Source organism: Candidatus Chlorohelix allophototropha, assembly GCF_030389965.1.
GTDB lineage: Bacteria > Chloroflexota > Chloroflexia > Chloroheliales > Chloroheliaceae > Chlorohelix > Chlorohelix allophototropha.
Window position 1 is genome coordinate 1,617,626 of record NZ_CP128399.1, and the last position, 25,189, is coordinate 1,642,814.

Here is a 25,189-nt window from a genome sequence, read left to right on the forward strand (position 1 = left end):
AGCGGAACAATGAAGAAAACCTTTACAGCTATGTGTGTTTACGAAGATGGTAGTAAGGATGAAGCGGTGGTGATCGTTACCAGCGAAGGTACGATTTTTCAGGTAGCGTGGGAAATTTCTAACGGCGAGAAAGACCGGGCGGTAATCGAAGCGGAAAGCGCCGAAGAAGCGTTTGCGATCTGGTGTGAGGATAACGGCTTTGTAGCCGTATCCTAAAATATGCCCGCTTGTAAAAAGCAGGCAAACTATCCTTCAGGAAGCTTAACGAGTGCGAAAGAGCTTTTCAAGCCATTGTCCGGCAACCCCCGCCAGATAAATGAGTGTTTCATTATCGCTGTTAGTGAAACCGCCCAACTTATCGTACATACCGAGTCCGGCAACTATTACCTCATTAATCCGCACCGGCGCAAATAAAAGTTGGGGGGTATTTTTTCTGCCCGGTTGCTCATAACCACCCGGTATTTCAAGTCCTGTATCGCGGGTAAATTCCAATAGTTTCAGGATATGCCCTTCCGAGAAATGCGCCTCTGGATAGGAAGCAAGGCACGGTTTTTGCTCAGCTAAGGCGAGAATAGCGAAGGCAGACCGCGCTTTTAGCAACAGGCTGGTTGCTTTCGCCAATTCATAAATAACTTGCTCAGGATTTGTACATCGGTTCAAGCGCCGCGCTATTGCTTTATCAATGTGTTCTAGGCTATTCAGGTTTGTAGCTTGCGGTAACGTTGAATACATGGTTGGGGTAGCGTAATTGTACATATAGCACTCCTGAAACTGATAGCCTAATTAAACCAAAATGAATTGTATAAGTTAATGTTACAGGTTGGATATTACGAGAAACATTAAATCAACACAGTACCTTTTTCTCAATTGTAAGTACTATAAACCGCTGTTAGAGGCTGTAATTTTGACTAATTGCTTTGCGTTATATATAGTGAAAGCAGAGTTAACCGTGAGCAAAAGGAGTGCGGAAAATCTCTGTTGAAGCTGAACTGGTTGCAAAAGCAAAAGCCGGAGAGGTAGCAGCATTTGAGCGGATTGTAATGGAATTTGAACCGAAGCTTTCGCGTTTTATTTACGGGTTAGTAAATGAGCGTGAGCTTTCGGAGGACTTGGTACAGGAGACTTTTGTCTCGGCATACCGCGCCCTGCCTTCCATGCCTGCTGACCTTAAATTATCGGCTTGGTTGTATAAAATAGCTTTAAATAAAGTCAGGAGCGAGAAGCGCAAGAAACGCCCCGTTCCATGGCTTCCATTGCCCTTTTTTGGGCAGAATAATGACGAGGAAGCCCCTGCGCTGGAATTGCCCGACCCTTCGGCTGATACGGCAGAGTCGATAGCAAAGCGCGATGCTATTATCGGGGTCTTGAAAAAGCTTCCGTCCGATCAATCGGCGGCGCTATTGATGGATGCGCAGGGCTTTGATGATGACGAAATTGCAGAAGCGCTAGATTGTAGCACCGGAGCGGTGAGGCAAAAGTTGTTCCGGGCGCGCAAAGCTTTTAAAGCGCTTTATGAGGATAATTAAATTGGCTAAAGAATTTAAGCCACAATTTAATAACGAGGAAGAATTCCACTTTCGTGTGCGTGAGGATATTAATTCTACCCTAGAATCGGTAGAACTGGAATCACGGCGTACCCGGATTATGGCGCAAATCAGACGAGAGCAGTTATCTCGCGTTGCCCCGTTAAAAGTGCGATCCACGGGTTTTCGCTTATCGCCTTATATGGTAGGGGGGTTCGCAACGTTGGTGCTGGCGGTTGGGCTGCTATTCTTCATTGTGCTTTCTAACGAATCCAAAACTTTCAGCACTACGAAGGGCATTGGCGTAGCTCAGCAGTTACCTACTGCTGGTCTCGCCGCTTCTTCTAATGAGAGTAGCGTTAGTGATAGCGCTGTCGGTGCGCCTAAAGCGGCTCTTCCCAATACAACCGCAGCGGCAACGACAATAGCGGCGGTAGCGGCAAGACAACCCACCAATGCGGCAGCAACTACCGTTGTGGCTGCTGCTACTACCGCGGCTGCTACTACTGCGGCGGCAGGTGCGATACCACCACAACCAACAGCCGCACCAAACTTTTTCATACCGAGCGAGTTGTGGTTGCAATATCCCGCTTCTCAGTTTATAACAATAGATAATGAAGTGGAGCTGGCTTATCTACGCAAATTGACAACCACACTTACTGAGAATGACAAGCTAAGAGTTGGATTAATAGAGCCGCTTGGTTTCAACCAATACCGGGCATTGCGTGTTAGCGGGGTAAGCGTCGATTCGGTCGCTCAATATTACCGAACCGCCGCAATCCAGCACACTTTGAAGCTTGAGGCTATATCCGCCAGCGATGCAGGAAATATTTCGTGGCAATGGTTATACTTGAACGGCGCGAATGAGCATTATGGCGTTCTGGTAGTGGCATTCAAAGAGGATGCTCCCAATCCCTTTGGCAATGGCAATATTAATCGTGGTGAAATTCTGATACTTATAGCATCATAAGAATTGGTGCTAAACATTTCAGGCTAGCTAGTTGCTTTTACTAAATATTAACTTTTTTTAATACTGGCTTTTACCAATTTGAGCTAGGATGAAATAAGTCACGTTGAAAAGAGGTGCCGTTATGTCGGATTTCTCTAAATTTATAGTTCAGCTCAAGCAACTGTCAAAATACCAACATGATATTTCGAATTACCTTACCACGGTTTCGATAACCATTGATTTTTGCGATTCGATTCCGGGTTTGAGTGCTGAAGAATTGATGGAGTTGAAAGAACTGGTTTCAAAAACAATTGAGAAGGCAAATCTTAGTAAAACTCTTTTGAGAACCTTGCAAGAAACCGTCGGCAAAGAAGAATTCATGGTCGCTTCGACCGACTCAAATAATTAGTACCATAAATTTGGTTGGTGTATAATCAAGGGCGTTTAAGTGTGTGCGCCTTTTTTGATTCTAGGGAGTGAATCCATGAAAGCCATGATTTTACGCCAACCGAGTGACATTGATACTAAACCTCTGGTATTGGAAGATTTACCCATCCCTGAACCTGCTCCGAATCAGCTTCGCCTTAAAGTGCATGTGTGTGCCTTGTGCCATACCGATTTGCATATTGTAGAGGGCGAAATTGCGCCCCATCTGAGTCCAGTAGTGCCGGGTCATCAGATTGTGGGGGTGGTGGACAAGCTTGGCGAAGGCGCAACCCGTTTCAGTATCGGTCAGCGATTGGGCGTGCCATGGTTGTATCGCACCGACCAGACCTGCTGCTATTGCCAAAAGGGGCTGGAAAATCTGTGTGAACACGGCAAATTCACCGGATATGATGCCAATGGTGGTTATGCCGAATATCATGTGGTGGATGAAGCTTTCGCTTATCCCATTCCCGAACGTTTCAGCGATATTGAAGCCGCTCCGCTGCTTTGCGCCGGAGTAATCGGCTACCGCGCCTTGCGCCTGTCCGAAATCAAACCGGGCGGGAGATTAGGGTTGTACGGATTTGGCGCATCGGCGCATATCTCCCTCCAAATTGTCCAACACTGGGGTTGCGAGGTGTATGTATATACGCGCGGCGAAAACCACAAGCAATTGGCGCGAGAATTAGGCGCAAAATGGGTGGGCGGGGTGGGCGAGGAAACGCCGCCGCTGGATAGCGCGATAATTTTTGCCCCTGCTGGCGGCTTGGTGGTGGAGGCGTTAAAGAGGCTGGATAAGGGCGGCACGCTGGCGTTGGCGGGTATTTACATGACTCCCATTCCGCAGTTTGATTATCCTTTGCTATACGGAGAACGCACCATCCGCAGTGTGGCGAACAGCACCCGCCAAGATGCGCTTGATCTGCTGAGGGTGGCGGCAGAGATTCCGGTACGCACCGAAACGCAGCTTTTCGATTTGGACGGGTTAAATCAGGCGTTGGCAGACCTCAAATACGGCAAGATTAAAGGTTCAGGTGTGGTAAAGATTTAACGGCACATATCCCCAAGCTAGGTATGATGAAAGGGAGCAGGAAGTAGGGGCTAAAATTTCTCGAAAGATTTTACAATTATGTGTCTTTCATCATCGGTAGAGAAAATTAATGTCGGGTCGTAATATATTCTAGACGGGTAACTATAGACCGGGTCAAACTCAATCTCTACTTTGGTTTTCTCGTTGTTTTTTCCATGCCAAGTTCCATTTTGCGGGGCATATTCTTTTGCCAAACCAAAAATCACCGGGATGGTAAATTCTTCAAGATTATAAGGAGGGGGCGGACATACAGGGTTAAGCGCGCCTCGTTTACAGGTAGCAGTATAATCTGTGACAACTCCTCCTCTAACGGTCATATTGTAGGTAAACTCCCAATTCCCACTGTAAAAAGTTAACACGCTGATACGGTAATCGGTGATGCCGTGCGCGTTCCAACGCTGCTCTGCTTCCGTTACTTGCTGCGCTAGTCCTGTATCAGGTCCGGGCGGTATGTTTGACAAGATTAACCAAATAATGAGAAAAGGTAGTGGGGTAAGCAGCAGCGCTACTACCTTTAAGAAATCGCCCAGCCTGATTTTATCTTCATGCCTATAGTACATTTATAAATTAACTCAGCAAAAACTCATAGGTATGGTCTTCAAGCTCGATTTCGCCCTTTGCCAGAATTTCGGCTTTGCGCCGCTGGCTTTCTTCTCCCGGCAAGCGAATCTCGGTAACGCCCGGCGCTTTATCGCTGGCTTTAATATCGTGGATTAGCTGCTCGGCTTGTGCTTCGAACACTTCCTCATCTACGAACAAATCGGGGCGAATTGCCAAATACAGACCATTGAAATGGGCGGGTTGATGAATTATCGGGTCGATTTTGTCATTGCCCGTTTGAGTACCAAGCATCGAGTTGCACATAAGCTCAAACATAAATGCCAAGCCATAGCCTTTATATCCTGCAAAGGGCAACAGGCGCGGGCGGTTGGTGGCATCCATCGTGGCGAAGGGGTCGGTGGTAGGTTTACCTTGTAAATCAACTGCCATGCCTTCTGGCAAAGACTTTTTATCGCGCTGCGCTACTAGAATCTGGTTGAAAGTTCCGGCGCTGGTTGCCATATCCAAAACCACCGGGGGCTTATTCTTGCGCGGAACGCCGATGGTGAGTGGGTTGGTGCTGAGCATGGGTATTATCCCGCCGGGCGGCACAACCACTGAAGGGGCGGTGTTTATCACAATTCCGATTAAACCTGCTTCTGCCATCATTTGGCTGTAATAGCCTAGTAACCCGCTCGCCCCGCCGTTGCGCATGCCCACCAACGCCACACCGTTTAGCTGCGCTTTGGCAATTGCTAGTTTGTTGGCGTAGTGGTGAATGTAATAGGGAAAGTGGAAACCGCCATCCACCAGCGCGGACACGGGTGTTTCGCGCTGTACCGTCAGTTCGGTGCGGCGACTAGCCCCCTCTTGATACTGAATCAAGTTATTGTACAGGTGGCGAAAGCCATGTGTGCGCTTGCCCCAAAGTTCCGCCTCCAGATAAATCGGCGCGGCGATTTCCGCCTCAACCTGCGGCACACCGTTGCGGGTCATTTTGGAGATGCCCAATTCCAACAATTTCTCAATTTTAAGGGTTACCATCTTTAGCCTATTCCAAAATGTTCTTTTAAACGCTGCACCCATGCCAACCCCGCTTCAAAATCATCGGCGGGAGGCGCCCAAACGGCAAAAGTTTTATGGGTTTCCTCTAAATATGGACCTTCCAGCACCTCATACAACACTGTACCGGATTCGAGAGCGGCGAGGCTGTGCCAAGTGCGAGGTGGTACTTCTACCCCAAGCCGGGTTGTTCCTTCTTCCAGCAAAACGCAACCGGTAGGCGTACCGCTTTCATCGAAACTGAACAGGGCGGCGCGTCCTTTCAGAATGATAAACGCCTCGACTTTATCAGGATTCTCATGTTTATGCGGCATTACATAGCTGTCAGGTTCTACCGCATTCAGCATACGCTGTATCGGGTCGGGATGTGCGTGGAAGCGATGGATGGCGCGGCGGCGGGGCGAAACTTGCGCTTGCTGCCGCACCTGCTCAATCAAAGTCTCATTTATGGGAATTAACAAGAAGGGCTATTACCTTTCAGGGTCCCAAGGATACACAATCCAGGCATCTGTCTCTTCCGCATAGAAATCCGGTTTCTCAGTAGGTGGAAATTGGCTGTTGCTTGGCTTGAAGTGCAAAACTGCCACATCTACTTTTGCTCCGGCGCGAAGAAGCCTTTCACGCACCACCATTACCGTTTGTCCGGTATCCCACACATCATCTACTACCAGCACTTTGTGTCCATATACCTGTGAATCTTCTGGGAATTGCAGGAAGATGGGTTCGTCACGCCGCTTTTGTCCTTCATAGAACATAACTGCCGCTACCAGTATGTTGCGGATATTGGTTTTTTCGCTGATTAGGCAAGCCGGAACCATACCCCCGCGAGTTATTACCAGAATGTTGTCGTAGTCATTGGGTAGATCGCGCAAAATCTGGTTTACCATCCGTTGAATATCTGCCCAATTGATGTACTGCTTGCTCAGAATGTTCTCCTTCCTGCTCAATTATTACCGTAACATCGTGAATATTAGCACAGCCCTCAAAGGCGGGCAAATTTTCCAAAATAATCCCATAAACCTCTTGACAATTGATTAACACCACCATATAATATTAACAGCGTTAATAAAACTTACATAGTAAATAAAACTAACACCGTCTATAGAAAATGATTAAACAAAGCCGACGAGAAAAACTGCGAGAAGCGACCCACGAAGAAATTAAGCGGGTGGCGCAACAACAAATGGCAGAGCAAGGCGCGGCAGGCTTGTCTTTGCGGGCGATTGCAGCACAAATGGGTATGTCCGCTCCTGCTCTCTACAACTATTACGCCAGTCGCGATGAACTGGTAACAGCTTTGCTTGTGGATGCTTACACTTCTTTAGCCGAAAAAATAGAGGCTGAAGCCGCGAAGCATCCCGAAGCCGAATACGGGGCGCGTTTTTTGGCAGCTACGCTGGCATATCGCGAATGGGCGTTGGCTAACCCAACCCTTTACGCACTGATTTTTGGCACTCCCATACCGGGTTACAAAGCGCCGAAAGAAATAACTGTGCCTGCCGCTATTCGCTCAACCGCCACCTTTATCATTATTTTGGCACAGGCATGGGGTGCGGGTAAGGTCAAGATACCGGAAGGTTATGCGCTATTGCCAGAAAAGCTGGAACAGCATTTGAAAATATGGGCAGAGAGCATTGGGCTGGATATTTCCACCTCGTTGTTGGCATATAGCCTATCCGGTTGGGGAGTAATCCAAGGACTGGTAACGCTCGAATTGTTCAACCATCTCCAACCCACTACCGGAGACCCCGCAGACCTTTATCTGTTGCAGGCAAAAGCCTACTTGCACCAACTTGGGCTGGAAGTTTGAATTAAGCCTTAATGTAAGGAGTTATAAATGTCAAAGATATTTGCGGGGCGCTATACCGCCGCCTCGGATGAGCCTGTCGTTGTTTTTATGGTCGGAATGCGTATCAACCGCTTCTGGCAAGTCACTAAATGGTTACCAGTTGCCAAAGCGATGACTCCTATGCTCAAGACGCTTTATCAAAACCCGGAGAAGGGTTTTATGGGAGGGCAATTTTTCCTATCTTGGCGAGGGCTAATGCTAGTGCAATACTGGCGTTCTTTTGAAGAACTAGAGGAGTTTGCCCGAAACCCTTCTGACCCACATTTACCAGCTTGGCGACAGTTCAACAAAAATGTAGGTAAGGATGGTTCGGTGGGGATTTGGCACGAAACCTATATAGTGCAACCCGGTAAATATGAATCGGTTTATGGCAATATGCCAAAATTTGGGCTTGCCGCTGTGACAAATCATGTTCCGGCAGTGGGGAATCGTGAGACTGCCCGCCATCGGTTGGGTAGGGAAGCTGTGTCTGTTAACGGTAATGATAATAAATAAGTTAAAACCCAAATATAACGGGAGTAATGAAATGAGTATCACAAATGAATTGCATCTGGTTCTGGGAACCGGACCCCTCGGTAAAGCTACTATGCAGGCGTTGGTGGCACAGGGCAAGCGTGTGAGAATGGTAAACCGCAGCGGAAAAGCCAATGTACCCAATGGTGTTGAAGTCGTGGCAGGGGATGTAACCAAACTCGATAGTGCAAAATCTTTATGCCGTGAGGCTTCGGTAATATATTTATGCGCCCAACCCGCCTATCATCGCTGGCAGGAAGAATTTGAACCTTATATGACTTGTGCAATTGAAGCGGCTTCCGCTTCCGGCGCAAAGCTTATCTTTGGCGATAACCTGTATATGTATGGTGAAGTAGCCGGCGAAATAAACGAAAACCTACCCTATAAAGCTCAAACCAAAAAGGGAAAAGTACGCGCTCAAATCGCTACTACGCTGCTGGAGGCACATCGCGCCGGAAAGGTACGCGCCGCTATTGGTCGCGCTTCCGATTTCTTTGGACCGGAAGTGCTTGATTCGGCATTAGGCAATCGAATCTTTTATCCCGCGTTGGCGGGTAAGTCCGCTGGTGCGGCAGGAGATCTAGATGCGCTGCATACCTATACCTATATCAAGGATTTTGGGGTAGGTCTGGCGACATTGGGTTTGCGGGACGAGGCGTTAGGGCAGGTTTGGCATGTACCTAATTCCGAGACCATCACCACCCGCCAATTCCTTAATCTGGTATTCGAGGAAATCAAACTCCCGCCAAAAATGAGCGGAATAAGTAAAACAATGATGCGGATGGCAGGGTTGTTTATTCCCGGCGCACGCGAGACGGTAGAAATGATGTATGAGTTTGAAAAGCCCTTTGTAGTGGACAGTCGTAAGTTTGAAAACACCTTTGGTATAAAAGCTACTCCGGTGCGTGCGGCAATCCACGAAACAGTGGAATGGTACAAGAGCAATCCCCAGAAGAAGCATTAAAGATATTTGCTACAGGCAAGGGGTTAAAACCTCTTGTCTTTATTTCCTCAATTACCACTCTACACAGCCCTAGTTTCCAGAAAGATAGCAGACAACTCCCGAAAACGACAATGCGCGGCAGAAAAAAGCTCAGAAACCACGCCCAATTGATAAAACTTCTCCTCTAGCATGCTTATCTTGATATAATTCTGAACGGCAAAAACCCAATTTGGTGGGAAGTCTTGACAAAATGAAAATAGGTAATATACTACCTATATAAGAAAGGTAATATATTACCTATATAACAAGAGGCGGTATATTGTAAATATGACAAAGGCACATGAATTCAAACCGGAGATGGCACAATTATTTTTTGATTTTTTTGTTATCGAAAAAGCTTTGGCTAATGTTTTTGATAGCGTTTACGCTGAACAGCAGGTGACGACGAAACAATGGCTAGTTCTTGCGATAGCGTCCAATATAGAAGACCCTTCTATTTCAACTATAGCCAAAATTCTCAGCACTTCACATCAAAATGTGAAAGTAATTGCCCAAAATCTTGAAAAAAATGGCTTCGTGGAACTTGTACCTTCCAAGTCAGACAAACGCACTACGGTAGTACGAACTACCGAAAAACTTGATAGGCTCAATGAAGCTAGGGGCAATAGGGATAATGATAATTTGGTTCTGCTTTTTGACGAGTTTGATCAAACTGAACTGAACAACCTTTTGGGTTATTTGGAGAGATTTAAATTACATTTAGAAAAAGTCAAGGGAGAATTAACTTAAAATTGGAGGTTTTATGCTTAAAATATTTTTCGCTTTCATCGTTATAGTACATGGTCTGATACACTTGATGGGCTTTGTGAAGGCTTTTAATTTTGCGGAAATGAGCCAACTGACACAACCTATTTCTAAAGTATCTGGAATAATCTGGTTGCTAACTACGCTACTGTTTTTGGCTACGCTGGTGTTATTTTTCACCAAATTTGATTATTGGTGGCTAATAGGGGTAGTAGCGCTTGTGCTATCCCAAATATTAATTATTCAAAATTGGGACGATGCAAAGTTTGGCACTGTGGCTAATATTTTAATATTAATTCCGGTTTTCATCGCATCATTGAACGTTCTGCCCACTAGCTTTCAAAACATGTACAAAGCAGCGGTGCAAGAAAGAATCCGCCCTATTTCAGATAATTCGATTGTCAGCGAGAACGACATTGCGCATCTTCCTGCGCCTGTACAGAACTATTTACGCTATACCGGCGTAATCGGAAAGCCCAGAGTCTATAATTTCTGGGCGATAAATTCCGGTAATATGAAACAGTCACCCAAAAGCGATTGGATAACCGTCAAAGCCCAACAGTATGATTTCTTTGATGAGCCTGCCCGCTTGTTCTATATCCAATCCGATTTATTCGGTGTTCCGTTTGATGGCTTGCATGCTTATACTGGTAACAGCGCTACCATGCAGATAAAAGTAGCCTCGTTGCTTCAGGTTGCAGATGCGAAAGGCGCAAAAATGAACCAGAGTGAGAATGTAACCATATTTAACGAAATGTGTATGTTTGCGCCAGCCACGCTTATTGACAAAAACATTAAGTGGGAAGCTCTAGACTCCCTGACAGCAAAGGCTTGGTTTACTCACAACAATATCACTATTAGCGCAACCCTCTATTTCAACGAAAAAGGGGAGTTGATTGATTTTTCCTCGGACGACAGATTTTTGTCACTGGATGGGAAAGATTACGCCAGCTATAGATGGTCAACCCCGGTAAAAGATTACAGAGATTTTGAGGGAAGGAAAGTACCAGTATATGGAGATGCCATCTGGCATATGCCCGAAGGTGATTACACCTATGCCAAGTACCAACTCGAAAACATAGTATTTAACTCTAAAGAATTTACCTTGCTTGCGAATTAAAGATGAAGTTACGTAACTATTCACCCCCTACCCCCTCAAGGGGGAAGAGGAGAGAGGAGCCCAAGGGGACACCCCTTGCCACCCCGCACAGGGGTTGCACCCCTGAGAACCCCGCTCGGATTCCTTTAGCTACATAGGTCTATTTTCTATCTGGCTGAAAGTTACTAATAAATGGGCTTTCGCGACAGGCAAGGGGCTTACGCCCCTTGTCTCTTTTTTTCTACTGATTTTTGCGTTGTTGTGCAATAAATTCTAGCAGGTCGCTACGGCTGATAATGCCTACCGGTTCGCCCTCATGCTCAATTACCAGTGCGGGGGTGGATGGCGTAAAAAGACTGATAATGGCTTCGATCTCTTCGCTTTCATCTACCGTGGGCAAGGGTGTATCCATTATTTGCTCAACGGTTTGGATTACGATTTCAGGATTCTTGAAGATTTTCTCAAGCAGGGTTCTTTCCTGAAGGCTTCCCACGATCACATGCTTACCGGTTAAGCTCAATTCTCCGGTAACGGGCAATTGGCTGATTCCGTGTTGGTGCAGCAGCGAAATCGCTTCCGCCACCGTCTCATCGGCTCGAACGGTAAAGAAAGGTGGCTCGTTTTGTCCGGGTTTATGGCTGTGAATAAGGTCAAATACGCGGGGATGAGAAGGAAAACGCTCGGTAAAGCCCTGATCGTGCATCCAGGCATCATTGTAAATTTTGCTGAGGTAACTGCGTCCACTGTCCGGCAGCAATACTACCACAACCTTTGACTCATCCAGATTTTTAGCGACTTCCAGAGCGCCGACCAACGCTGCACCGCACGAACCGCCCACCAATATGCCTTCTTCACGTACCGCTTTACGCGCCATCAGGAAAGCATCACGGTCACTGACCGTCACCCATTCGTCAATTAGGTTCAGGTCAACCGTACCGGGGATGAAATCCTCGCCGATACCTTCAATCTTGTAAGGACGCGCTACCGACTGGGTATAAAGCGAACCTTCGGGGTCAACTCCAACAATGCGTATTGCCGGGTTTTGTTCTTTCAGGTATTTGGCAACGCCGCTGATAGTGCCGCCCGTCCCTACGCCCGCCACGAAATAATCGATTTTCCCGGCGGTTTGTTGCCAGAGTTCTGGACCGGTGGTTTCGTAATGGGTTTGAGGGTTCATCGGGTTAAAATATTGGTTGGGCTGGAATCCGCCCGGTATCTCGCGTGCCAGCCGATCCGCTACGCTGTAGTAGCTCTCAGGGGATTCGCGTGCTACAGAGGTGGGGGTTATAACCACTTCTGCGCCATAAGCTTTGAGCAGCGAAATTTTCTCTTGGCTCATCTTATCGGGCATTATAAAGATGGCTTTGTAGCCCTTGATGGCGGCAGCAATCGCTAGACCAACCCCAGTGTTGCCGCTGGTCGGTTCAATAATCGTCCCACCCTTCCTCAGCAACCCGCGCTTTTCTGCTTCTTCAATCATGCGAATACCGATGCGGTCTTTCACGCTCCCGCCGGGATTGAGCATTTCAAGTTTGGCAAGTACGGTAGGTTTTAAACCTCTGGTCAGTTTGGGCAAGCGCACCAATGGGGTATTGCCAATTAATTGCAACACATTGTCGTAAGCCTGTATTTCGCCAACGCCAAATTGGTCAGTTTGGCTTGAGGCTTTTATTTCGGTGGTCATATCTTTCCCCTTTAAGCCCAAGAAAATGAGACCTTATTTCCACAGTAAGTAATAGCAGACTCGGATTTTAACCTTATAGCAACCCGGTGTCAATGAATTATCCGATTAAAATGTTGAATAAGTTGATAGAATTAGTGGATTATTCGGGAATATTCACCGGCTTAATTCCAAGCACCTGTGAATGCTGCACTATTGCCTCTTGTACATACTTATCCCAATATTTCCAATCGTGTTTGCCGGGATGCTCGACATATTGATGCGGTAATCCCAACTTTTGCAAATGGGCATGAAATTCGCGATTATCTTTGATTAAGCTATCGAAAGTGCCACAATCAAAGCTGACTACCGGGAAATTCTCGGCAGTTAATTTTGAGGATATCTGGAAAAGATCGAGATCGTCCAGAATGGTTTTGTCCGGTAAGCCCCATTTCTTTAAGCCGTCCGCATTGGGGATGACGCTAGAGTGCGCAAAAACTGAGCTAAATTTATCAGGATACTTCAAGCCCAGTCGCAACGCACCGAAGCCGCCCATCGAAAGTCCACCGATAACCCATTTACCCTTGCGAGTATTGAAAAGGCTATTAACCTGCTCGTACAAATCTTGAATGACCATATCCTCGTAACGAAGTTTGGCATGTAGATTTGCCCACATGTTATTATTTCCGGTGGGCATTACCACCAGTAGCGGTAAATCGCGCACATATTCACTCAGCCTAGATTTTTGCACCCAGGAGGAATGGTTATCGTACATGCCATGTAGCTGTAAAAGAACCGAATAAGGACCAGAGCCTACTCTATCCGGTTCAGGTAGTATAGCGGTGTAATCTATCGAGTGCCCCAGAGCGCGACTCTGAAGTTGTATAGTAGCAATTGTCATATATTTTCCCCTAAAAAATACGTCTGATAAATACTGAACCAAGAATCGCAACCAGCGTCAACCCTAAACTCAGGGCGCTACCTGCCCAGCGATGCTGTTCATCTCTAGCATTAAAGTAGCGCTGGAGAGACTCCCCCGCCACTGCTATTGGTAGTGTGGCGACAATTGCCAGTGCAGGGGTTATTAAGGCGAGGCGTTCAATTTTATAAGAGCCGATGAAATTAAGCAAGATAGCATAGGTTAAAGGGAAGGCTATTAGAATCCGGCTTATCCGCGCCTTTTCACCGCGTAAATAGAAGCTAAGCGCAAAACTAAATCCAGCCAAAACAAATAGCCCTGAGTCATTTTGCAATGCCGTTTTCAGGAATTCTCCGGCTGTTCCTGCCGAGGCGTTGGGAATTGCTGCCAAGCCTTCCAGAAAATATTGCCAGCCAAAAAGCCAGCCGGGACAAAGCACGCTAAATCCGGCAACAAACCCGCCAAGCGCAATGCCGCTGAATTTAAAGCGGGCTGAAACTGTTTTCCCCTGCACTAGCGCAATTGCGAGCAAGGGGAGAAGCAGCAAGATTGCGCCATACGAGGAGGTGGTAGTCGCGCCCACCAATGCCCCTGCCCCAACCAGAAAGAGTAAGTTAGGCTTGTGGTAGGCTCTGGCGATAAAGTAGAGGCTGCTAGCTACCAGCGCTACGCTTAAATTTTGCGAAACCAGCGCCGGGGTAATCTGGTAGGAGAGCCAGCAAGCCGCAAACAATAGGGCAGCAATAACCGCATCTCGCCTAGATTGCCAGAATAGCCCTGCCGCTCCATAGACGGCGAAGATGGCAAATATCCCTAAGCCTAGATTGAGCAGACGCAACAAATCTGCCACAGGTTCAGGGGTAAGACCGGTCGGTGAGGCGATATTTCCCGCGCTGACCTGTTGAGCAAAGTTCAGTTCGGCGGCAACTGCGCCCAAATAAAGATAAAAAGGTGGGTTTACATAACTAAAAGGTTTCCAATCGCTTTCGGCAATGACTCTGATACTGCTTTTGGCAAAATCAAGCTCGGCGTTGGTATAGGCGGGCGCGTTTTTCAAGGTTTGGTAACGCAATATTCCGCCCAACGCCAGCGCCGCTATTAACGCCAAAATAACCCAATTAGCGGAGAGCCAGCCAAATCCACGTTTAAGGCTAAAACTACCCACCGCATACAGCCTGTACGCCCCCGCTAACGCCATTAGTCCAATTGTCATTGCCAACCAGAGTGGGCTTTTGAAGGGTACGAAATAATCCCCGGTTAGCGCCAGCGTGTAAGCCAGCACGCCCAGTCCTACAATCAGTGTATCGAGATAGCGAAGGCGAGTTTGTCTCATTTTACGATTCGCACCTTGCCGATTGTTACGGAGTTGCTGCCGTCTGTTAGAGGCAGCGGGGTAAACTTGCCGTCATTCAGGTACAAGCCTAACACCAAATTATACTCGCCCGGCGCAAGGTTGCCGGGTAGCGGTAGATTGGGGTTATCGGTCAGGATTTCGCCCACTTTCCACTTTGAGGTGGGATATTCCCCTAACAACGGTTGGGTATCGCGGTTTACCACGTTTGTTTCGGGCTTGTCGGTAGGGCGCAAATGCACATAAATTACGTAATCTTTTTGAAGCGGTTGTATGACTTGCCAATAAACGCTCAAGCCGATGATGTCCCCTGCCTTGTAATCGTCCCATTTGTCCTGTGTTCGCGCCTGACCGGGCGGGGGCAAATACAACCCGTTGGCAGAATCGATTTTGCCGGAGTTCACACCTAGCAATTTAAGCTTACCAAAATCGGCGCTAACCGGATGCTGAAGTGCCAGCGTATCAGGCGTTACTCCGGTGCGAATAATGGTATAGGGTGGACCGGGCATATCAATGGTCTTGGTTGGGATTTCTTCGGCAATCAGAGAAGGTTGCAACAGTTCGGAGTAACTCCCCTTATTGCCTAAACTTGTCGCTCGGTCACGGTTTATTGCCACAAACTGGATGCCACGTTCGCGATAATATGACAGCGGGTATTCATCCGCGCCTTTGTCGTCAAAAACCGTAATAGTGTTTGGATATGCGCCCCATTGTTGCTGGCGCATCTCCAACAATTTCAACGCACCGGGACCCGCATTGGTTTTAATCCAATCCTCAGCGCGTTTGAAACTGTAGGGTTGGTCGTTGAAATTATCACCATAAAAGATGGAGTTGAGAGGCAACCACATTACCACTACCACCAATAGACCGGGCAAAACCAGTCTTGCGGAATTTTTAAATAGCTTATTTAGTTTGAACTCAGGCAAGCGCTTGACCAGCCAATCAAATGCCCAGACGATAAACAACGCCGCAAAAATAGCAAAATATACCAACAAGGGCAACATATTCCGGCGGTAAATCAGGCGATAACTATTACTGACCAGCAAGTAGGCGAAAGGAAAGGACAATACCAGCCAATCTGCCCATTTGCGCCGGAATAATAGCAGCAAAATACCGCCCATCCCTAGCAAAAACAGGCTAAAGCTGTCGTCTGATATGACCTGAAGGTTGCCGAGCCAGGCATAATCAGTAGAATAGCCCACCTGCGAGAAACGATATTTGAGGATATTAGCAGCTTGATTATCATCAATGGTGCGAATATGGGCAAAAATCAGGGGGGTGGTTACTAGCAGCACTATACCGATAGAAATTAGGCTTGCCAACAGCTTGCGATTTATATATTGGCGATAAATATTTACTAATATTGAACCGTTTTCGGGAGTAGTTTGGATGAGCCTGAGCAGGTGTGCCACGAACGGGATTACTACTAAAACTGCGCCGTTCCATTTGGTGCTGATAGATAGCCCTACCACTGTCCCGCAAAGGATATAATCTCGCCAACGCCCCTTTTTAACGATATTGCCAGCCGGAAGCAGCAGGGCAATGGCAAGCGTTGCCAGCGGCATATCCACCGCCACATAATGAGAATGCTCAACTGCCAGCGCGGAAAAACAGATAAATCCGGCGGCAAGCAAGGCGGCGCGCCTATCTTGCCAGAGGCTTTTAACCGCATAATAAGCCAGCGGTATAGCAGCCGTTCCGGCTATTGCGCTTAGGGTACGCGCCCAAATATAAGCTTCGGGGGCAGTGGTGATGGCGTAGGTGCGGTCGGGCAGGTCGTTGAGCGAGTGGTAAAGCCCGGTAAAGCTGCCCCACAGATATTGCAGCCCCGCTACCAGCGCGTTTAAATATATAAAAAAGGTGGGGTAGTAAAAATTGGTGGGTTCTAGCGTGCCGGTTTTAATTATTTTGGTGGCGGAATCCACCAGCAAGCTTTCGTCCGCACCCGAAATATACGGCAACCCGCTACGCTGTCCCCAAACTCGCAACCAGAAGCCAAAAAGGGTCAATAGGGCGATTGTGACCCCGTAAAACGAAATACGTTTTTGCAGAAGCCGAATCCAGCCAAACTCGCTCTCTTGCCAATAAGTCGCGATTGTTAGCACAAGCGTTAAAGCCAGTAGCGCCCATACGCCGGATTCGCCTACTAACCAAAGTTTGCCGCGTACCAGTTGCACTGCCAACGCCAACAAAAATAGACCCGCTGCAATGGCAGAAGAAAGGCGTAATAGCTTGCCCGCAGGATTTGTTGAATTGGGTCGGTTGTCTGTAGCGGAGATAGCTTCTTCTCGCTCGGCGACACGATTATCAGGCTTTAGTTCCATCTATGAAAGCGCTACTTTACTGTTTAAGTTAACCATATGAGCGCTTATTTTAGCAGATTTTCAGGGACTTTACTAAAAGGTGGGTGAAGCAGCAGAATTTTATAAAATAAAAAGGCTCCGCAACTAGGATTCGAACCTAGAACCTACCGGTTAACAGCCGGTTGCTCTACCGTTGAGCTATTGCGGAACGGTTTAATTACCGAGGGAATTATATCTATTGTGAGCCTGCTTGTCAAGCTTTACAGGCTATCATTTTTGAGGGGGAAACAAGAACTGCTTTCCCCCTCCCACAAACTTCCTAACCGCGTTGTTGCTTGCGGCGTTGACGTTGTTGGCTCTTTTTCATTTTCTCCCGGCGTTCTACGCCTTTGGAAACGAAGAATCGCTTTCGTTTAAATTCGCTCAGCACGCCGGCTTTCTTAACCTGCTGGGTAAATCTTCGCAGCAAATTCTCAAAGCTTTCGCCATCTTCTTGCACTACTTGCACGCTTTATCACCCCTTCCTGACACAGTATTTATATGGGAAGACTCTTAATATAGAGAGTCATAATTGCAATTTTATTCTCTGGCGAAACGTTCATGTATTATATCACATTCCGCATTTATTTATGCTGTGCTATTATAGTACAAATTTTGTCAAAGAACCATAATTTGGCGTTCAGGAGAATTCAGGTGACCCACGACCACAAACTTTACGAAGAAAAAGTTTATAACATTAACGTAGAATCCTCGGAAATTCTTATATCACCCGCCGAGATAAAAGAAATGTTGCCGCTGACCGCAGTTTCAGAAAGAACCGTGTTGCGGGGTAGGCAGGCTTTAAATAATATATTGGATCGTAAAGACCACCGTATCTTTATGGTGGTGGGACCTTGCTCGATTCATGACCCTAAAGCGGCTGAGGAATATGCTCATCGCTTGTGCAAACTTGCGGCTGAGGTTAGCGACACGATATTTGTGATTATGCGGGTCTATTTCGAAAAGCCGCGTACTACTGTCGGTTGGAAGGGTTTTATCAATGACCCGCAAATGGACGATTCGTTCAAGATGCAAGAAGGGCTGATTTCGGCACGCCGTATCATGCTGCAAATAGCAGAGATGGGTTTGCCCATCGGCACTGAGGCACTAGACCCTATTGCAATCCAGTATTTCTCCGAATTGATTACTTGGGCGGCAATTGGCGCGCGTACTACCGAATCACAAACTCATCGCGAAATGGCAAGCGGTCTTTCTATGCCGGTAGGTTTCAAGAATGGCACTGATGGCAGCGTGCAGGTGGCGATTGATGCGCTGCTCTCCACTTTGCGTCCGCATCACTTTTTGGGGGTGGAACAAAACGGACGGGTAGCAGTATTCGGTACGCGAGGGAATCGCTACGGTCATTTGGTTTTACGCGGCGGGGGTGGTCGCCCGAATTATGACTCGGTAAGTATTTGGATGTGCGAACAGAGCCTTGAAAAAGCCAAACTCCCCTTAAACATCGTGGTAGATTGCAGCCACGCCAACTCGTTTAAAGATCATAATCTGCAACCGTTGGTGGTCAAAAATGTGGTGAACCAGATTCTGGAGGGCAACAAATCTATTGTGGGTATGATGATGGAGAGTCATCTTTTTGAAGGTAGTCAGCCAATCCCTAAAGACCTTTCTATGTTAAAATATGGAGTGTCAGTAACCGATAGTTGTTTGGATTGGGAAGCTACCGAAGAAATAGTTCGATATGCGCACCAAAAATTACGCGATTATCTACCGGGTAGATTTAAGAAAGTCAGATAATCGAATGGACGGCAAATTAGGGCAAATAAAGGGCTAAAAAAATTTGACAAACAGGCATGTCATGTCTATAATATAAAACTGTTTTGAGGGGTAGTACCCGTGACATGCCGACGTAGCTCAACGGCAGAGCAACTGTTTTGTAAACAGTCGGTTGGGGGTTCGATTCCCTTCGTCGGCTTCCTTTAGAAAATTAAATAAGATTTAGCATTTTTACGTGGACAGATGGCCGAGTGGTTAATGGCAACGGACTGTAAATCCGTCGAGCGGAAGCTCTTCACAGGTTCGAATCCTGTTCTGTCCACCATTTTTATTGGTGCTAAATCTATTGACGGTAAGCCCATGTAGCTCAGTCGGTAGAGCACATTCTTGGTAAGAATGAGGTCATCAGTTCGATCCTGATCATGGGCTTCTTATTTTGTCCAATCTTTACAAAGATTAGAGAGGTAAAAAAGTGGCAAAGCAGAAGTTTGAGCGCACAAAACCGCACGTGAACGTAGGAACAATCGGACACGTTGACCACGGCAAAACCACCCTGACCGCCGCAATCACCAAAACCTTGGCGATGCGCGGCAAAGCCAAGTTTCGCGCCTTCGATAGCATCGACAACGCGCCGGAAGAACGCGAACGCGGTATCACCATCGCCATCGCGCACGTGGAGTATGAGACCGACAATCGGCACTATGCTCACGTGGATTGCCCCGGTCACGCCGACTACATCAAAAACATGATCACCGGTGCAGCCCAAATGGACGGCGCAATTCTGGTAGTGAGCGCGCCGGACGGCCCGATGCCGCAGACCCGCGAGCACATCTTGTTGGCACGTCAGGTGCAAGTACCTTCGATGGTAGTTTTCTTGAACAAATGCGACGTAATGGAAGACGAAGAGTTGCTGGAACTGGTGGAGATGGAAGTACGGGAACTGTTGTCGAAGTACAACTTCCCCGGTGATGACATACCGGTGGTACGTGGCAGCGCCTTGAAAGCGTTGGAATGCCAGTCCACAGACTTGAACGCCCCAGAACTGAAGTGCATCTTTGACCTGATGAAAGCAGTAGACGACTACGTACCGACCCCGGTACGTGCGATAGACAAACCGTTTCTGATGCCAATCGAAGACGTCTTCGCGATCAAGGGACGTGGTACGGTAGTAACAGGACGGATCGAACGCGGTACGGTGAAGGTCGGGGAAGAAATCGAGATCGTAGGAATGTCGGAAGAACTGCCGCGCAAGAGCGTAGTAACGGGCGTGGAAATGTTCCAGAAGACGTTGGACAGCGGGCAAGCAGGGGACAACGTAGGCTGCTTGTTACGAGGTATAGAGCGGACGGACGTACAACGCGGGCAAGTGTTGGCGAAACCGGGATCGATCAAGCCACACACCAAGGTGAAAGCGGAAGTGTACGTATTGTCGAAGGAAGAGGGTGGGAGACACACCCCCTTCTTCAACGGGTATCGACCGCAGTTTTACATACGAACAACGGACGTAACGGGATCGATCAAGTTACCGGACGGGATGGAAATGGTAATGCCTGGAGACAACGTGCAGATGACGGTAGAGTTGATCGTACCGGTAGCAATCGAGCTAGGGTTACGGTTTGCGATCCGAGAGGGTGGACGAACGGTAGGAGCGGGTAGCGTTACCAGCATCATCGAATAATCCATCGCAATAAAACTTGTAAAGGAGCGGGCATTTTGTTCGCTCCTTTTCTGTTTCCGTTCAAGTGTTATTGTGGGAGTAAAATATGCGAACTATAGCATTGATAGCACATGACAACATGAAAAGTGAAATCGTAGAGTGGGTGCGAACCTACCGCGAAGAGTTAAGCCATTATAAATTATGCGCAACCGGCACGACCGGGCAGCGCGTGATGGATGCCACTGGGTTGGAAGTAACGCGCTATCTAAGTGGCCCACTAGGTGGTGATGCTCAGATTGGTTCTTTGGTTGCTACCGGAGAAGTACATGCCGTTATTTTTTTCGTAGACCCACTTACCTCAATGCCCCATGACCCTGATATAAGAATGCTCCTCAGGATTTGCAATGTGCATAATGTGCCGCTGGCTACCAATCGCGCTACCGCTGACCTGCTAATTTCTTCAGCGCATTTGATTCCTGAAGGATAGAAATAACTAGATTTAAAACAAAAAAAACCCGGAACAACCGGGTTTGTATTTACGGATTAAATAAGTCGAGATGGAATTCTAGTTTACAGCAACTGTCTGCGGGTTAACGGTCTGAATGGAAATACGTTTTACCTGCGCCTGTTCGGATTTAGGGAGGGTCAGTCGCAATAGTCCATTTTCGTAAACCGCTTCAATTTTTTCTGATTCGATTGCAATCGGCAACTTCACTTGGCGGAAAAACTTGCCCTTACCCAATTCGGAAAGATGCGTCTTGAAGTTGTCGTTTTCACCATGTGGGAAGGCATTTGTATAATCATATTCGCCGCTGATAGTCAGCACTTTGTCTTTGACGTTAAGTTCAATCTCTTTTGGATCGATACCGGGCAATGAAGCCAATAGGTAAAAATTGCCGTTGTCCTCATACACATTCAAAGTAACGCTTTTGGTACTGTACCCGTAACGGTAGGGTGCAGTGGGAGTATTGTCAAAAAGCTCATTAACTATATTATTAAGGGATGCTACTTCGTCAAAGAGCGAAGGGCGAATAATCATTCTGGTCATCTAAAGTTACCTCCAAACTAATAATTATTTTCAAATCTATTGTGTTCGTACTTACATAATGAATTATAGCCTAGTAGTATTAGAGCAAAGTATGACGGGTATAAGAGCAGTGTTTGAAAACAGTTTGAGAAGTGTTAGAGCGCATTGCTGTTGTATAATATGATAGTTGGTTATCATTAATCTTGTAGAGAGGAATCGGCATGAGCGATGAGCAGAAGGCTGAAGGGTTGCCTCAGAAGGTAGAAGGTGAAGTAGTGCCTGCCCAGTTGGATGAGGACTTTGACGAAATATCTGAAGAGGATTTCGAGGATGACGAGGAATTTAGTGATGAAGAGGATTTCGAGGACGATGACGACTTCGAAGAAGAAGAGTTTGATGAAGATGACGACTATGATGATAACGAGGAAGTAGATCTTCAACTTCAGGCACGCCAATTGGCTGATGCGCTTTCCAATAGTGGGCTGCTATCGCAAGTTTCCGCTATGTTTGGTGGCGGTGGTGGTGTTATACCGGGGGAGGCCGCTTTTGCGCGTGGACGCGGTTTACAGACGCTTGGCGACCTTGAGGGCGCTGCTGAGTCCTATCTAGATGCTATTGAGCAAAATCCTCTGCATTTACGGGCTTATACTGCTTTAGGTCAGATTTTGTTGGCGATGGACAAACCCAATGATGCGATTCCTTTCCTCGAAAAAGCTATGGAGCTTGACCCTTATGATGCCGGGAGTTATCTATATCTTGGCTATGCTTATTATGCCAAACAAGATTATGCTGTCTGTGTCGATTATTTTGGGAAAGTTGTCAAATTAGAACCAACACACCATCTTGCGCTGAATAATAAAGGTTTCTGCCAGTATCTTATCGGCGACCTTGAAGGTGCGGCTGTATCTTTCAGTAAGGCAGGGGACGTGGGAAGCGACCGCTCGTACTATAACTTGGGAATGGTGCAATTATTGCGGGGTAAAGAGAAAGAGGGTTGGCAAGCCTATGATGATGCTGCTGATCTAGATCCGTATGGTTCCCAAATTGCTGATCATTTCAGTGATCTGAAAACTGCTATTGACCGTTATCCGAAAGCCGCAAGTTTGGTGGCTGAGGCTCAGCGCAAATTGATTGAGCGCGCCGAATCGATGGGCATAGCTTCGGAAAATGATGGGTAAGTTCCAAAGCCTTAACTATAAAAGTTAACCCTCTTCTGTTTGAGAAGAAGGGGGTTAACTTAGAGCGACTAACTAATTAAAGACCTCGTTCAATTGGGTAAGGATGTACTCAACATCTAGCAGGGAAAGGTGTGCAAACATAGGCAGGCGTAGCAGCGACTCGCTCACATAATCAGTCACCGGCAAATTTGCTACGTTACCATTGAAATAATCCACCATAAAGGGCGAAGAATGTAACGGCACATAGTGGAATGTGCAGCTAATACCGCGTTTCTTCATGGCTGACATTATCTCGTCCCGCCGCCCGTTGTTGATAAGCAAAGCAAAGATATGCCCATTGTTAGTGGCATTTTGATGGAACACTGGTCGTTTGACCAATCCCTTAGCTTCAAGTTCGGCAGTACCGGAATAGTAAGTATTCCAAATAGCTTTGCGGTTTCCGATTAATTCAGCGGTTCTTTCAAGCTGAACCTTGAGTAAAGCCGCTAACATATCGGTCAATACGAAACTGCTACCAAGACTAACCCAAGTATATTTATCAACTTCACCCCGTAGGAAGGCAGCGCGATTGGTGCCCTTCTCACGAATAATTTCGGCTTTGTGGGCAAGCTTGGTATTGTTGGTAAGGAATGCGCCCCCTTCGCCACAACTGATGTTTTTTGTAGCGTGGAAGCTGAAGCAGCCGATATCACCGATGGTACCAAGCGCCCGCCCATTCCAGTTTGCACCTACACCTTGTGCCGCATCCTCGACCACGTAAAGATTATGACGTTTGGCGATGTCCATAATCGCATCCATATCGCAACCTTGCCCGGCATAGTGTACAGGCATAATTACGCGGGTGTTAGGGGTGATGGCAGCTTCAATTTTCGAAGCGTCAATATTGAAGGTATCAGGGTCTATATCGACAAATACCGGAACTGCACCTTGCCGAATAATGACATTGGCGGTAGAAGTAAAAGTGAAACTTGGCAATATGACTTCATCGCCGGGTTTTAACTCAAGGGTCATCATTGCCAATTCCAAAGCGTGGGTGCAACTGGTTGTAAGCAATGCATGTTTGACATTAAACATTTCGCATATCAACTTTTCAGTTTCGCGGCAGAATTTACCATCGCCTCCCAGTGATTTCATCTGTATGGCGCGTTGCACTGCCAAGTATTCTGCTTCACCTACAGTTGGTTCTGAGAATTGAATGGTTCTTTGTATAGTCTCCATCATATTGCTTACCTGCTTGTTTTGCTGATATATTTATTAATGTTCAAGATAATCACCGATTTTGTATTTATTAAACACTTACCGGTATTTTGGCTTGTTCTACTGGAGCATAAGTCTTAATACCCAGAGTTGAGTCGTACAAATCCATCATGTCTTTTATCAAACGATCGAGGCTAAACTCAGCACGCACTCGCGCCAAGGCATTATTAGCGAGTTGATTTGCCAGTACCGGGTTACCAAGTAGTTTTAGGATGCCTTGTGCAAGTGCTTCACCACTTTCAAGTTCTACCAGTAATCCACATTTTTCATTAACTATCGCTTCTTGAAAACTTGGATGGTTGGTAAAAACACAGGGTTTGCCCATTGCCATAAATTCAAGCATCATGAGCGAAAAACCCTCGTGAATTGATGACATCACTGTAATATCCATCGCTTCTACATAGGGAAGGTAGTTAGCTTGGAACCCGGCAAAATGAAAATATTGACCGATACCCAAGCGGGAGACTTGTTCTTTTAGCTCTTTTTCAAGATTACCATTGCCTACAATGACGAAATTAACTGCACCTATTTCTTTAATGACTCTTGCGGCGGCATCGACAAAGTATTTATGCCCCTTTTGTTCTACCAAACGCCCTACAGCCCCAATTAATGGTAATTCGGGATCAAACCCTAACAACTCTTTAGCTCTTCGAGGATTGTGTTTAGGGATAAATTTTTCAAGCTCAATTCCACAATAGGAACGATATACTTTTTGGGGGTCTCGTCCCAGCAAATTAATTTGTTCGTTCCGGTTAGAATTTGAATCGGTAATAATATAATTCGTTACCAGATCAAACGGTTTCATCAAATAACGAGAATATTTTTTAAAATTTGAGGACGGTGGCACATGTTCTGTTCTTAAAATAACTTCTATACCTGCCAGTTTCGCCGCTAGAATAGGTCGCTTGCCACCGTCATAATTCGAAGTCTGAATATGGATAATGTCTATATTGTTTTTCTTAAAAATTTGCGCTAAATTCCACACATCTTTAGCGAAGCTAATGCCTCTCGAATTGCCGGGAAAAGGCGCGACCAGTAATTCTAAGCCGGACTTTTGCACCTCTTCAATGAAGCGTGGAGGGCTAAAGCCCCGATTATATCCTGAGATAACTACACACGGAAGATAGCGAGTGCGGTCAATATGTTTTAATAAATTAAGCACATAAATCTCAACACCACCGAATTCTGTTCCATCGTAAATATAGGCAACTTTTTTGATCTTGTTGTACGACTGTTTCATTGCTATGACCCTGTTTCATTGCTTTT

27 protein-coding genes and 4 tRNA genes are annotated in these 25,189 nt (G+C 46.8%); 17 read left to right on the plus strand and 14 right to left on the minus strand.

From position 1 onward, the window contains the following. Positions 1 to 9 precede the first annotated feature (9 nt). On the plus strand, positions 10 to 216 hold the full coding sequence (locus tag OZ401_RS06845) for a hypothetical protein (protein ID WP_341467482.1): 207 nt from the start codon (positions 10 to 12) through the stop codon (positions 214 to 216). Positions 217 to 261: 45 nt separating this feature from the next. On the opposite strand, the gene OZ401_RS06850 is transcribed toward OZ401_RS06845, so the two are convergent. Continuing rightward, positions 262 to 756, minus strand: coding sequence for a hypothetical protein (locus OZ401_RS06850; RefSeq protein WP_341467483.1), 495 nt, complete (start codon positions 754 to 756; stop codon positions 262 to 264). Positions 757 to 962: 206 nt separating this feature from the next. Between OZ401_RS06850 and OZ401_RS06855 the strand changes: the two genes are divergently transcribed. From OZ401_RS06855 to OZ401_RS06870, 4 genes are all read left to right on the plus strand, one after another. Then, positions 963 to 1,526 carry an RNA polymerase sigma factor gene (locus OZ401_RS06855; protein WP_341467484.1) on the plus strand — a complete coding sequence of 188 codons (564 nt, stop codon included), beginning with the start codon at positions 963 to 965 and terminating at the stop codon, positions 1,524 to 1,526. 1 nt (position 1,527) lies between these two features. Then, the gene (locus OZ401_RS06860; RefSeq protein WP_341467485.1) at positions 1,528 to 2,493 is read left to right on the plus strand and encodes a hypothetical protein; all 966 of its coding nucleotides are present in this window, start codon (positions 1,528 to 1,530) and stop codon (positions 2,491 to 2,493) included. Positions 2,494 to 2,614: 121 nt separating this feature from the next. Next, positions 2,615 to 2,881: a hypothetical protein gene (locus OZ401_RS06865; protein WP_341467486.1), complete on the plus strand. Its 267-nt coding sequence runs from the start codon at positions 2,615 to 2,617 to the stop codon at positions 2,879 to 2,881. Positions 2,882 to 2,956: 75 nt separating this feature from the next. After that, positions 2,957 to 3,949, plus strand: coding sequence for a zinc-dependent alcohol dehydrogenase family protein (locus tag OZ401_RS06870; protein WP_341467487.1), 993 nt, complete (start codon positions 2,957 to 2,959; stop codon positions 3,947 to 3,949). 50 nt (positions 3,950 to 3,999) lie between these two features. On the opposite strand, the gene OZ401_RS06875 is transcribed toward OZ401_RS06870, so the two are convergent. From OZ401_RS06875 to OZ401_RS06890, 4 genes are read right to left on the minus strand one after another with little or no spacing between them, the layout of a single operon-like run. Beyond that, a complete protein-coding gene (locus tag OZ401_RS06875; RefSeq protein ID WP_341467488.1) occupies positions 4,000 to 4,548 on the minus strand; it encodes a DUF6174 domain-containing protein in 549 nt (182 codons plus the stop codon). 7 nt (positions 4,549 to 4,555) lie between these two features. After that, the gene (locus OZ401_RS06880; protein WP_341467489.1) at positions 4,556 to 5,572 is read right to left on the minus strand and encodes an Ldh family oxidoreductase; all 1,017 of its coding nucleotides are present in this window, start codon (positions 5,570 to 5,572) and stop codon (positions 4,556 to 4,558) included. A 2-nt stretch (positions 5,573 to 5,574) separates the two neighbouring features. Then, on the minus strand, positions 5,575 to 6,051 hold the full coding sequence (locus OZ401_RS06885; protein ID WP_341467490.1) for a WbuC family cupin fold metalloprotein: 477 nt from the start codon (positions 6,049 to 6,051) through the stop codon (positions 5,575 to 5,577). 9 nt (positions 6,052 to 6,060) lie between these two features. Continuing rightward, the gene (locus OZ401_RS06890; protein ID WP_341467491.1) at positions 6,061 to 6,537 is read right to left on the minus strand and encodes a phosphoribosyltransferase; all 477 of its coding nucleotides are present in this window, start codon (positions 6,535 to 6,537) and stop codon (positions 6,061 to 6,063) included. A gap of 161 nt (positions 6,538 to 6,698) precedes the next feature. On the opposite strand from OZ401_RS06890, the gene OZ401_RS06895 reads away from it, so the two are divergent. The 5 genes from OZ401_RS06895 (at position 6,699) to OZ401_RS06915 (ending at position 10,819) form a co-directional block, all read left to right on the plus strand. After that, positions 6,699 to 7,400, plus strand: a complete 702-nt coding sequence (locus OZ401_RS06895) for a TetR/AcrR family transcriptional regulator (RefSeq protein ID WP_341467492.1) — start codon at positions 6,699 to 6,701, stop codon at positions 7,398 to 7,400. A 27-nt stretch (positions 7,401 to 7,427) separates the two neighbouring features. After that, complete coding sequence (locus OZ401_RS06900; RefSeq protein WP_341467493.1) at positions 7,428 to 7,934, plus strand: DUF4188 domain-containing protein; 507 nt, start codon at positions 7,428 to 7,430, stop codon at positions 7,932 to 7,934. Between the two features lie 31 nt (positions 7,935 to 7,965). Next, positions 7,966 to 8,916, plus strand: coding sequence for an NAD-dependent epimerase/dehydratase family protein (locus OZ401_RS06905; protein ID WP_341467494.1), 951 nt, complete (start codon positions 7,966 to 7,968; stop codon positions 8,914 to 8,916). Positions 8,917 to 9,222: 306 nt separating this feature from the next. After that, positions 9,223 to 9,684 carry a MarR family winged helix-turn-helix transcriptional regulator gene (locus tag OZ401_RS06910; RefSeq protein ID WP_341467495.1) on the plus strand — a complete coding sequence of 154 codons (462 nt, stop codon included), beginning with the start codon at positions 9,223 to 9,225 and terminating at the stop codon, positions 9,682 to 9,684. A gap of 13 nt (positions 9,685 to 9,697) precedes the next feature. Further along, entirely contained in the window at positions 9,698 to 10,819 is a 1,122-nt protein-coding gene (locus tag OZ401_RS06915) for a DUF6544 family protein (protein ID WP_341467496.1), read from the plus strand. A 220-nt stretch (positions 10,820 to 11,039) separates the two neighbouring features. Here OZ401_RS06915 and OZ401_RS06920 read toward each other — a convergent pair whose 3' ends face one another. From OZ401_RS06920 to rpsU, 6 genes are all read right to left on the minus strand, one after another. Then, positions 11,040 to 12,428 (minus strand): cystathionine beta-synthase, encoded by a 1,389-nt coding sequence (locus OZ401_RS06920; protein ID WP_341469858.1) that lies wholly within the window; start codon positions 12,426 to 12,428, stop codon positions 11,040 to 11,042. Positions 12,429 to 12,621: 193 nt separating this feature from the next. Beyond that, positions 12,622 to 13,359 (minus strand): alpha/beta hydrolase, encoded by a 738-nt coding sequence (locus tag OZ401_RS06925; protein ID WP_341467497.1) that lies wholly within the window; start codon positions 13,357 to 13,359, stop codon positions 12,622 to 12,624. 10 nt (positions 13,360 to 13,369) lie between these two features. Next, complete coding sequence (locus OZ401_RS06930; RefSeq protein WP_341467498.1) at positions 13,370 to 14,710, minus strand: glycosyltransferase family 39 protein; 1,341 nt, start codon at positions 14,708 to 14,710, stop codon at positions 13,370 to 13,372. Next, positions 14,707 to 17,052, minus strand: a complete 2,346-nt coding sequence (locus tag OZ401_RS06935; protein WP_341467499.1) for an ArnT family glycosyltransferase — start codon at positions 17,050 to 17,052, stop codon at positions 14,707 to 14,709. Before OZ401_RS06935 ends, OZ401_RS06930 begins: the two co-directional genes overlap by 4 nt. Positions 17,053 to 17,167: 115 nt before the next feature. After that, positions 17,168 to 17,239: transfer RNA gene (locus tag OZ401_RS06940), tRNA-Asn, on the minus strand. A 111-nt stretch (positions 17,240 to 17,350) separates the two neighbouring features. Beyond that, entirely contained in the window at positions 17,351 to 17,539 is a 189-nt protein-coding gene (rpsU, locus tag OZ401_RS06945; RefSeq protein ID WP_341467500.1) for a 30S ribosomal protein S21, read from the minus strand. Positions 17,540 to 17,724: 185 nt separating this feature from the next. Between rpsU and OZ401_RS06950 the strand changes: the two genes are divergently transcribed. The 6 genes from OZ401_RS06950 (at position 17,725) to OZ401_RS06975 (ending at position 20,948) form a co-directional block, all read left to right on the plus strand. Then, entirely contained in the window at positions 17,725 to 18,825 is a 1,101-nt protein-coding gene (locus tag OZ401_RS06950; RefSeq protein WP_341467501.1) for a 3-deoxy-7-phosphoheptulonate synthase, read from the plus strand. A gap of 106 nt (positions 18,826 to 18,931) precedes the next feature. Next, positions 18,932 to 19,003, plus strand: a tRNA-Thr gene (locus OZ401_RS06955). Between the two features lie 38 nt (positions 19,004 to 19,041). Then, a tRNA-Tyr gene (locus OZ401_RS06960) sits at positions 19,042 to 19,129 on the plus strand. Positions 19,130 to 19,160: 31 nt separating this feature from the next. Next, a tRNA-Thr gene (locus OZ401_RS06965) sits at positions 19,161 to 19,233 on the plus strand. Between the two features lie 43 nt (positions 19,234 to 19,276). Next, on the plus strand, positions 19,277 to 20,482 hold the full coding sequence (tuf, locus tag OZ401_RS06970; RefSeq protein WP_341467502.1) for an elongation factor Tu: 1,206 nt from the start codon (positions 19,277 to 19,279) through the stop codon (positions 20,480 to 20,482). Between the two features lie 85 nt (positions 20,483 to 20,567). After that, on the plus strand, positions 20,568 to 20,948 hold the full coding sequence (locus tag OZ401_RS06975; RefSeq protein WP_341467503.1) for a methylglyoxal synthase: 381 nt from the start codon (positions 20,568 to 20,570) through the stop codon (positions 20,946 to 20,948). A 78-nt stretch (positions 20,949 to 21,026) separates the two neighbouring features. Here the strand turns inward: OZ401_RS06975 and OZ401_RS06980 are convergent, their stop codons facing one another. Further along, a complete protein-coding gene (locus OZ401_RS06980; RefSeq protein ID WP_341467504.1) occupies positions 21,027 to 21,509 on the minus strand; it encodes an Hsp20/alpha crystallin family protein in 483 nt (160 codons plus the stop codon). Positions 21,510 to 21,709: 200 nt separating this feature from the next. Here OZ401_RS06980 and OZ401_RS06985 point away from each other — a divergent pair, with 200 nt between their 5' ends. Next, positions 21,710 to 22,666 (plus strand): tetratricopeptide repeat protein, encoded by a 957-nt coding sequence (locus OZ401_RS06985; protein ID WP_341467505.1) that lies wholly within the window; start codon positions 21,710 to 21,712, stop codon positions 22,664 to 22,666. A gap of 72 nt (positions 22,667 to 22,738) precedes the next feature. Here the strand turns inward: OZ401_RS06985 and rffA are convergent, their stop codons facing one another. Further along, positions 22,739 to 23,887, minus strand: coding sequence for a dTDP-4-amino-4,6-dideoxygalactose transaminase (gene rffA, locus OZ401_RS06990; protein ID WP_341467506.1), 1,149 nt, complete (start codon positions 23,885 to 23,887; stop codon positions 22,739 to 22,741). A gap of 67 nt (positions 23,888 to 23,954) precedes the next feature. After that, positions 23,955 to 25,163 carry a glycosyltransferase gene (locus OZ401_RS06995; RefSeq protein WP_341467507.1) on the minus strand — a complete coding sequence of 403 codons (1,209 nt, stop codon included), beginning with the start codon at positions 25,161 to 25,163 and terminating at the stop codon, positions 23,955 to 23,957. Positions 25,164 to 25,189 lie beyond the last annotated feature (26 nt).